The sequence below is a fragment of the Vibrio sp. V03_P4A6T147 genome, assembly GCF_002241085.1.
GTDB classification, from domain to species: domain Bacteria; phylum Pseudomonadota; class Gammaproteobacteria; order Enterobacterales; family Vibrionaceae; genus Vibrio; species Vibrio anguillarum.
The window spans coordinates 1-9302 of sequence record NZ_NDIO01000354.1; the positions used below are offsets into that span (position 1 = coordinate 1).

The following is a 9302-nucleotide window of genomic DNA, read 5'->3' on the forward strand; positions in this document are numbered from 1 at the left end:
CCAAACTATATGGTATTTGCAACGCCAATATACATGTGATGAACTTCTATAATCGCCCATGTTTTTAGTTTCCTCTTACTTGTGGTGAATAAGAGGTTTACTTCTAGCATGGGCACTCCTTCGGGCAATAGCCCCAAGGTTCAATCACCACCGCCCAAGGCGGTGGTTTAGGGATGACAACAAAAAACGGGCCTAAGCCCGTTTCTTAATGATGTTCTGCATTGAGGAGGTCGTCTTTAGCTGCCGCCAAGTATTGAACCATTGACCAATAGGTCAAAATGGTGGCGATGTATAACGCTGCATAGCCGACCCACACCATCCAATCATCATGACGCCAAATCAGTACCCACAATGCAAACATTTGGGTGAGCGTCTTAACCTTCCCAACCCATGAAACGGCCACACTGGCTCGTTTACCAATTTCCGCCATCCATTCTCGCAACGCAGAAATGATGATTTCACGTGCAATCATTGTCACGGCTGGAATCGTTATCCAGAGACTGTGGTAATGGTCGGTGATCAAGATAAGAGCCGTCGCAACGAGCACTTTATCCGCTACTGGGTCGATAAAAGCACCAAAGCGAGAGGTTTGCCCAAGTTTTCGCGCAAGCATGCCATCTAACCAATCGGTAAAACCCGCTACCCAAAACACCATTGCCGCAGCAAAAGGGCCCCAGCCGTAAGGCAGATAGAAAACAACGACAAATACTGGGATAAGGAAAAGTCGTAATAAAGACAAAATATTAGGAATATTCAAACGCATATTTATAGGCTCTTATCGATTGCGCGGTTATGTTGCGTTATTTTTCTTATTGTTTCAATGCTTGATAAATGTTTTCAGCTAAAGAATGGCTAATACCGGGCACTTTGGCGATTTCTTCAACAGTGGCTCTTTTTAGCTCTTGCAGCCCTCCCATATATTTCAGCAGTGCTTGCCGGCGTTTAGGCCCAACCCCTTCTATGCCTTCCAATGTACTGGTACGCCGTGTTTTACCTCGTTTGGCTCTATGCCCAGCAATGGCGTGATTATGACTTTCATCGCGAATATGCTGAATCAAATGCAAAGCTGGCGCATCACTTGGCAAGTTAAATTCATCGCCATCGGTTGTAATCAACGTTTCTAGCCCCGGTTTGCGGGTAACGCCTTTGGCGATACCAATCATCACCGGTCTTTTCGGCCAATCTTGCCAATGGCTAGAGATGATCTGCAAAGCTCGATTCAATTGCCCTTTACCACCATCAATGAAAATGACATCGGGGATTTTTTCCACGTCAAGCTGCTTGGAATACCGCTTATCTAACACTTGTCCCATTGCAGCGTAATCATCCCCACCAGTAATTCCCGTGATGTTATAACGGCGGTATTCTGGTTTAACAGGCCCTTCTTGGTTAAATACCACGCATGAGGCGATCGTACTCTCTCCCATGGTGTGCGAAATATCAAAACACTCCATACGCTCTATGCTATCCAACCCTAAAACAGCTTGAAGTGCTTTAAAGCGCTGGTTGATCGTCATTCTATGGTTAATTTTAGCCGTTATTGCGCTCAATGCATTGGTATTAGCCAATTTTAAATATTGAGCACGCACACCTGTTGGGCTGATGTGGAAAGAAACTTTACGCCCGACTAGGGTCTGTAAGGCTTCTTGCAGCGGCTTTTCATCCTCTAGCAGACCCGCATTTAAGATCACTCGACTTGGGATCGTACGCGCTTCATTGTGACTTAAATAATACTGTCCTAAAAAGCCATCAAACACCTCTTCTTGAGTCGTGTTAGCCGGAATTTTAGGAAAATGGCTACGACTACCCAATATTTTACCTTGGCGGATCATCAAAATATGGATGCAAGCGATGCCATTTTCTTGGGCAAATCCCAATACATCCATGTCATCCATCGTCTCTTCAGAAACAAACTGTTGTTCTTGGACTCTTCTAATGGCTTGGATCTGGTCTCTAAATTTAGCGGCATTTTCAAACTGCAGTGCTTGGCTGGCTTGTTCCATTTTTTGCACTAATGTTTCAAGTACTTGGTTATCTTTGCCTTGCAAAAACAATCGAACATAATTAACCAATTCAGCATACTCTTCATCCGCAATGATATGACTCACACAAGGTGCAGCGCAGCGGCCAATTTGATACATCAGGCAAGGACGAGTCCGGTTGCTATAGACGGTATCTTCACATTGTCTTACCGGAAATATTTTTTGGATGAGGTGTAACGACTCTCGAACCGCACCAGAATCAGGGTATGGACCAAAATACTCACCTTTGCGCTTTTTCGCGCCACGGTGCAACGACAAACGAGGGTGCTTATGCCCACTAATAAAAATATACGGGTAAGATTTATCATCTCGCAGCAGCACATTGTATTTAGGCAAATATTGCTTGATGTAATTATGTTCAAGGATCAACGCTTCCGTTTCAGTGTGAGTAACGGTGACATCAATTTTATCGATATGGCTGACTAACGCGCGCGTTTTCTCACTATCGATTGTTTTTCGAAAGTAGCTAGAAAGGCGTTTTTTGAGGTCTTTGGCTTTGCCAACATAGATGATATCAGCCTCGGCGTTATACATTCGATAAACGCCGGGCTGATGGGTAACGGTTTTAAGAAAAGCGACCGAGTCGAACAAAGAAGTCACTAAAGCGTCTCGGTGTCTAACATTCCGTGTCGAATAGCTAAATGGGTCAGTTCAACATCACCGCTTATCGCTAACTTACTAAACAGTCGATAGCGATAGCTATTTACTGTTTTGGGGCTAAGACTAAGTTGCTCGGAAATATCCGTCACTTTTTGCCCTTTGGTAATCATCATCATAATCTGCAGCTCTCTTTCCGAGAGATCAGCAAATGGATTGTCAGAAGCTGGCGAGAATTGGCTTAATGCCATTTGCTGTGCGATTTCAGGCGAGATATAACGCTGCCCGCTATTCACAATGCGAATCGCGTTGACCATTTCATCTGGGCCTGCACCTTTGGTTAAATAACCCGCGGCTCCAGCTTGCATCACTTTGGTCGGAAATGGATTTTCCGTATGAACCGTTAACACGATGATTTTCACATCTGGATTAAAGCGCAGAATTTTTTTTGTCGCTTCCAAACCGCCGATACCAGGCATGTTCATATCCATTAAAACAACGTCGACATGATTACTGCGACACCATTTTACTGCTTCTTCACCGCTGTCAGCTTCCCCTACTACGTTCATTCCACGGACGTCTTCAATAATACGTCGTATCCCTGTGCGAACCAGCTCGTGATCATCTACAAGGAAAACACTTATCAAACTTGTATCTCCACACTCATCTATTGGCTCTGCACCCACTGAATCGTGGATAGCAGCATCGCGGCCCACATTAATTAGCTCACAATTGGAAATTAACTCACAATCGGGTAATTAACTTAACATTGGTTTTTACTCACACTGAATATGTGCTCAAACCCCAAATTTGGCAAGTACTTATTTGTTCGGCTAATCATCCAATGAGAATCCATCAACAAATCAAAAGCTTAATTATATTAGCAGAGATGTCGCACGACTTTTACATGATTTTTTGACAAATTTGAACCTAAACATAAAAATGCAACCAGCCTCATAAAAATACAAAACCAAAACAAATCATAAAGTTAAAATGCATACACCATACCAATTAACGGTTATTTCATCTCCATCGCCCGCTTACTCACCTCACTGAAATTCGTTATTTACCTCGTAGCTCTGATATGATGCCCTCCCCCAAGGTTACGACTATTTGGATTTATTACGCTTGGTTATTCAACACGGTTTTTTACTTACTCGCCATGCAAGAGACCTTCATGGCTCGACTCATATTGAGTTGTGGTTGAGTACGCCTCAAGGTCCAACCCAACTGATTATCCGTGGTGAAAAACCCGTGTTCTTCATACCACAGAAAGATGTACCACAAGCGCAAAAATTAGCGTTAGAGCGGCAGCTCTCTATCGAATTAAAAACATTGGATTTGGAAGATTTTGAACATAACCTCCTAGCGGGTTGTTATTGTCAAACGATTCAAACGCATGCTGAGTTTTCGGCACTACTAAAGCAACATCATATTCTGACGTTAGAAGATGATATTAAGCTTGCCGACCGCTTTCTTATGGAGCGTTTTCTTAAAGGCAGCATTGAATTCACTGGACGGCTTACCCAGACGTTTTTCCATTCAAAAATAGAACAGGCGAAATGTCGACCGGGCAACTATCTTCCTCATCTGAAAGTGGTTTCGCTGGATTTAGAATGCTCTGAAAAAGGCATTCTCTACTCGATTGGTTTTGATAGCCCAATGGACAGCCGCGTAATCATGATTGGTGAGCCCGAACCTTGCGATACCCCAATTCAGTGGGTGAAAGACGAATACGCATTGCTCAACGCTCTCATCGATTGGTTCACTGAGTTCGACCCTGATGTAGTAATTGGCTGGAGCGTGATTGATTTTGATTTTCGCTTACTCCATAAAAGAGCCGAGTGGCATAAGTTAAAACTTGCGATTGGTCGCGGCAAACAGCACAGTTTTTTTCGTAGTTCAAACCAGAGTCAGCAAGGGTTTATTACCATTCCCGGGCGAGTAGTGTTGGATGGAATTGATACATTAAAAACAGCCACTTACCAATTTCGGTCTTGGTCATTGGAATCAGTATCAAGGGAGCTCTTAGGCGAAGGAAAAGCGATTCACAACGCCCATGATCGGATGGATGAAATCAACCGTATGTTTAAAAAAGACAAACCTTCACTGGCGAAATACAACCTGCAAGATTGTGTGTTAGTGAATAAAATCTTTGAACATACCCATTTGCTGGATTTCGCCATTGAACGTTCCCGTCTCACGGGTGTGGAGCTAGATCGCGTCGGCGGTTCTGTCGCCGCCTTTACCAATCTCTATTTACCTCAATTGCATCGCGCGGGTTACATCGCACCTAACTTACACTCCGAAAATTGGGTCGCAAGCCCCGGAGGCTATGTTATGGACTCCATCCCTAACCTCTACGACTCTGTATTACTTCTTGATTTTAAAAGCTTATATCCCTCGATCATTCGTTCATTTTTAATTGACCCACTTGGCTTGATTGAAGGGCTAAAAATTCCGCTTGGTAAAGAGGATAACCAAGCGGTAACGGGATTTCGTGGCGGTCAATTTCACCGCACCAAACATTTTCTTCCAGAAATGATCGAGAAATTATGGGCTGCGCGTGATGTGGCGAAAAAGAACAATAACAAAGCCTTTTCACAAGCGATAAAAATCATCATGAACTCTTTCTACGGGGTGCTTGGCTCGTCAGGTTGTCGTTTTTTTGATACTCGTTTGGCGTCCAGTATTACCATGCGCGGACACGAGATCATGAAGCAAACTAAAAAGTTAATTGAGGCGCAAGGCTATCAAGTGATTTATGGTGATACCGACTCAACCTTTGTCTCTTTAGGTGGTAAATATTCACAGCAGCAAGCGGATCGCGTAGGAAAACAACTGGTTGAACACATCAATCAATGGTGGACGACCCACTTGCGTGAAGAGTACCGATTGGAATCGATGCTGGAATTGGAATACGAAACCCACTACCGAAAGTTTCTGATGCCAACCATCCGAGGTTCAGAAACGGGGTCAAAAAAACGCTATGCGGGATTGATCGGTGAAGGCGAAAACGAGCGGCTAATTTTTAAAGGGCTTGAGAGTGCAAGAACGGACTGGACTCCGCTCGCACAACGCTTTCAGCACCAACTTTATTCGATGATTTTTAATGGTGAAGACCCTGCGGCGTTTATTCGTGAAATCGTTGAGCAAACTCAAACCGGTCAACTCGACCATGAGCTCGTGTACCAAAAACGGTTGCGTCGCAAGCTGCATGAATACCAAAAAAACGTACCACCACAAGTAAGAGCCGCACGACTTGCTGATACGATAAACCAGCAGTTAGGCCGACCATTGCAATATCAAAATCGAGGTCGTATCGAATACCTCATCACACTGAATGGCCCTGAGCCTAAAGAGTATTTAAAAAGTCCTATCGATTATCAGCACTATATCGATAAACAATTGCAGCCAGTCGCAGAAGCCATTTTGCCTTTTGTTGGTTTGAATTTCGAACAGCTCAGCCAGCCACAACTAGGGTTATTTTAAGAAGCACGACGACCTAGCCAGCGGTTAACCAATCCGAAACTCTGTTTTTTGATACTGCTTTGCAAGCCATTGCCCATAACTGTCTAGAATTCCAATCACTGAGCGTTTGGCGATCACTCGTCCAGAGAGCAAAATACCCAATCTCTCAATGTCGATTTTTTTCTCCGGATGATAACGTAAAAACTGCTGCCCGCATTCGATAGGATCATCAAACCAATTTTTGTCACGATACATAATCAAAGAATAACTGGCGCGCAGTAATTTCTTGGCAATGGCTACTTGCGCCTTGCTCTGTTCGCTTTCAGAACTGGTTTTTGCAATTTTATCACGATAAAAAAAGACCCAATCTGCGATGTCCATATTCCAGTGTTTAGCTATTTCCCAACTGGGTTCGAAATCGCCAAAGCATTCCGCCAGATCATCACCCAAGATACAAACGCAACAATGGCGCAACATAAATCCCCACGTAAAAATGCTCTCTAAAGTGGCTACCTCGCTCACGAGTGCAGTTTTGATCGAGACTTCGGTGATATGTGGGAAACTTTTCTGAAATCGCCATTTTATCGTATTTAGTAACGTTGCTCGTTGCCCGGAGAAATCACGGTGCGTGACCAACACTACATCCAAATTGGAGCGCCCATAACGCGCAGTTCTGCGCGCCACACTGCCATAAAGGTAAAGACTATGTAGATTGTCACCTAACCCGGCACGCAGAAACTTGATGAGATCATCGATAGCCGCTTGATATTCAGCCTGAAAGGGTTGTTTTGGGTCAATAACCGATAAATACATAGCAAAAAGCGTTAGTTAATTTAAGAAAAAGTACACGCGGTCATGTTCTACTATGCAAAGCAATCAATCAAGATATTCCTTTTCGAAAACGGCAAGGTATAATGCGCCGAAACTAAGTATGAAGGAAAAATTCCATGCCAAAGGCGAATGAATTAAAAAAAGGGTTTGCTATTATTTCTGGTGGCAAGACGCTATTGATCAAAGATATCGAAGTGACCACTCCTGGTGGCCGCGGTGGTTCTAAAATCTACAAACTACGTTGTACTGATTTGAACACTGGCGCTCGCGTTGATGAGCGTTTAAAAGCCGATGACTTTGTCGACACCGTTGACATGAACCGCCGTGCGGTTTCGTTTTCTTATGTTGATGGCGATGAGTACATCTTCATGGATAACGAAGACTACACTCAATTTACGTTTAAACAGGCGGATATCGAAGATGAGCTACTGTTCATCACTGAAGAAATCCAAGGTATGTATGTGGTTGTCGTTGACGGTGTTGCGGTAGCACTGGATGTCCCTTCATCTGTTGAGCTTGTAATTGAAGAGACTGATCCTTCCATCAAAGGTGCTTCAGCTTCTGCGCGTTCAAAACCAGCACGTTTAAGCACTGGCCTTGTTGTGCAGGTTCCTGAATATGTCGCAACTGGCGACCGTATTATTATCAACACCGCTGAACGCAAATACATGAGCCGAGCATAATAATGTCTGATTTGATTTCTTACGACGATGCCATTGATGCGGCTTACGACATCTTTCTTGAAATGGCACCCGATAATCTAGAACCTGTTGATGTGATCCTGTTTACGGCACAATTTGAAGACCGTGGCGCGGCTGAACTGCTTGACGTTGGTGATGATTGGGTTCAACACGTGGGTTTTGACGTCGATAAGGAAGCTTACGCGGAAGTATTGATCGGTCTTGTCAACGAAGAGGACGACGTACTAGACGATGTGTTTGCAAGAATGCTCGTCAGCCGCGACCCAGACCAAAAGTTCTGCCACATTCTGTGGAAGCGTGACTAACCTCATTACTGTTGCTGCGTTTTATAATGAAATCGTCGTGACACTGTCTTGAGGCAAACAGCAATAACGCCAATCGTGATTGATTGGCGTTATTATTTTTAAGCGTGATCTTTTTCCAGAGCTTTTTCTTCAACCAGTTGATAGTGAATGACATACAACTGTTCAATATTGGGATAAATGTCTTGAATCACCTCTTTCAGTGTCGTGAGTGACATATTTTCTTGCTCTGCATGGTAGTGGCTTAATTCGCTAAATAGGATCGGTTCAACCTTATTGATTAACAAGCGGCAGAACTTTCGTCCCTCTTCCAACGTACTCACCTCGACAATAGAGCCAACTTGGTAGTGCTTTTCGCTCTCATCACGAATGGTGATCACTTTCTTTTTCGCCAAAATATCCGCTTCAAAACGAGCGAAAAAAGTCATTTCTGTTGGAGCTGTCATCGCATTTTCTCTTTATTATTTAAACCACAAGTTACCATTTACAACACAGGTTACTATTTACAACACAAGTTACGACGCCATCTTACCGTGACACTGACCCTTTGTCGTCGATAGCTGCTTCACCAATTCACAGTTTTGGCCGATGATGATCGCAAAGCCTTATCTAAATATTGCATTTCCCAGCGACTTCGTTAATTATTTGTATATTCAAATAAAACTCATCATGCCCATGTCAAGCTCACCACTTTATAGACAAATAAAACAATTTATTTTAGATAACATTGAATCCGGACACTGGCCTGTCGGCCAACGCATAAGCACCGAGCTAGAACTGACTGAGCAATTTAATGTGAGTCGGATGACGGTGAATAAAGCGATACGGGATCTGGTAGCTGATGGAAAACTGCAACGCCGACCAAGGCTAGGTACTTTTGTTTGCGCGGTAGAAGACAAAGCGGAATCACCGCTACTTGATATTCGTAATATTGCTGACGAAGTCGCTAGCCGAGGGAAGCAATATCGCAGTAAAGTCTTAAAGCAACTTGCGTTAACAGCAGATGAAAGTGTCGCTATCAAACTCGGCGTCATGCTAGGATCTTCTGTTTTTTATAGTGAAATCATTCACTTTGCTAATGATACTCCGATACAACTGGAAGTGCGTTGGGTCAATAGCCGCTACGCGCCCCACTATCTTGAACAAAACTTCTCGTTCATGACGCCCAATCAATATCTTTCACAAAACTGCCCATTAAGTGCCATTGAGCACACTGTTGAAGCCATTATTGCCGAGCATCACATCAAACAATTGTTGCAGTTGGCCGTGAATGAACCCTGTTTACTACTTAATCGCCGTACCTGGAGTGGCGATAAGTTAGTCAGCTCTGCACTGCTTTATCACCCGGGCTCTAAATA

General features: G+C 43.7%; 9 protein-coding genes. 4 read left to right on the top strand and 5 right to left on the bottom strand.

Features of this window, described 5'->3' with window-relative positions:
* Nucleotides 1-205: 205 nt before the first annotated feature.
* The 3 genes from pgsA to uvrY are packed head-to-tail and all read right to left on the bottom strand — an operon-like array spanning nucleotide 206 to nucleotide 3286.
* Complete coding sequence (gene pgsA / locus B9J84_RS13845; RefSeq protein ID WP_013856615.1) at nucleotides 206-763, bottom strand: CDP-diacylglycerol--glycerol-3-phosphate 3-phosphatidyltransferase; 558 nt, start codon at nucleotides 761-763, stop codon at nucleotides 206-208.
* Between the two features lie 46 nt (nucleotides 764-809).
* Entirely contained in the window at nucleotides 810-2642 is a 1833-nt protein-coding gene (gene uvrC / locus B9J84_RS13850; protein ID WP_047688276.1) for an excinuclease ABC subunit UvrC, read from the bottom strand.
* Entirely contained in the window at nucleotides 2642-3286 is a 645-nt protein-coding gene (gene uvrY / locus B9J84_RS13855; RefSeq protein ID WP_026028128.1) for a UvrY/SirA/GacA family response regulator transcription factor, read from the bottom strand. Before uvrY ends, uvrC begins: the two co-directional genes overlap by 1 nt.
* A gap of 481 nt (nucleotides 3287-3767) precedes the next feature.
* Here uvrY and B9J84_RS13860 point away from each other — a divergent pair, with 481 nt between their 5' ends.
* Nucleotides 3768-6131 carry a DNA polymerase II gene (locus tag B9J84_RS13860; RefSeq protein ID WP_094124382.1) on the top strand — a complete coding sequence of 788 codons (2364 nt, stop codon included), beginning with the start codon at nucleotides 3768-3770 and terminating at the stop codon, nucleotides 6129-6131.
* Nucleotides 6132-6155: 24 nt separating this feature from the next.
* Here B9J84_RS13860 and B9J84_RS13865 read toward each other — a convergent pair whose 3' ends face one another.
* The gene (locus B9J84_RS13865) at nucleotides 6156-6923 is read right to left on the bottom strand and encodes a nucleotidyltransferase (RefSeq protein WP_094124381.1); all 768 of its coding nucleotides are present in this window, start codon (nucleotides 6921-6923) and stop codon (nucleotides 6156-6158) included.
* Between the two features lie 134 nt (nucleotides 6924-7057).
* On the opposite strand from B9J84_RS13865, the gene yeiP reads away from it, so the two are divergent.
* Both yeiP and B9J84_RS13875 read left to right on the top strand, forming a co-directional pair.
* Nucleotides 7058-7624, top strand: a complete 567-nt coding sequence (gene yeiP, locus B9J84_RS13870) for an elongation factor P-like protein YeiP (RefSeq protein ID WP_013856610.1) — start codon at nucleotides 7058-7060, stop codon at nucleotides 7622-7624.
* Nucleotides 7625-7626: 2 nt separating this feature from the next.
* Complete coding sequence (locus tag B9J84_RS13875) at nucleotides 7627-7947, top strand: HI1450 family dsDNA-mimic protein (protein WP_010319022.1); 321 nt, start codon at nucleotides 7627-7629, stop codon at nucleotides 7945-7947.
* 98 nt (nucleotides 7948-8045) lie between these two features.
* Here B9J84_RS13875 and yqfB read toward each other — a convergent pair whose 3' ends face one another.
* Nucleotides 8046-8390, bottom strand: coding sequence for a N(4)-acetylcytidine aminohydrolase (gene yqfB / locus B9J84_RS13880; protein ID WP_010319023.1), 345 nt, complete (start codon nucleotides 8388-8390; stop codon nucleotides 8046-8048).
* A gap of 229 nt (nucleotides 8391-8619) precedes the next feature.
* On the opposite strand from yqfB, the gene hutC reads away from it, so the two are divergent.
* Nucleotides 8620-9302: histidine utilization repressor (gene hutC, locus B9J84_RS13885; RefSeq protein ID WP_094124383.1), on the top strand; the 683-nt coding region annotated here is incomplete at its 3' end.

Bases quoted from the DNA above. Each gene is read 5' to 3' on its own strand.
- pgsA (WP_013856615.1), bottom strand. From the start codon at position 763: ATGCGTTTGAATATTCCTAATATTTTGTCTTTATTACGACTTTTCCTT.
- B9J84_RS13865 (WP_094124381.1), bottom strand. From the start codon at position 6,923: ATGTATTTATCGGTTATTGACCCAAAACAACCCTTTCAGGCTGAATAT.
- yeiP (WP_013856610.1), top strand. From the start codon at position 7,058: ATGCCAAAGGCGAATGAATTAAAAAAAGGGTTTGCTATTATTTCTGGT.
- B9J84_RS13875 (WP_010319022.1), top strand. From the start codon at position 7,627: ATGTCTGATTTGATTTCTTACGACGATGCCATTGATGCGGCTTACGAC.
- yqfB (WP_010319023.1), bottom strand. From the start codon at position 8,390: ATGACAGCTCCAACAGAAATGACTTTTTTCGCTCGTTTTGAAGCGGAT.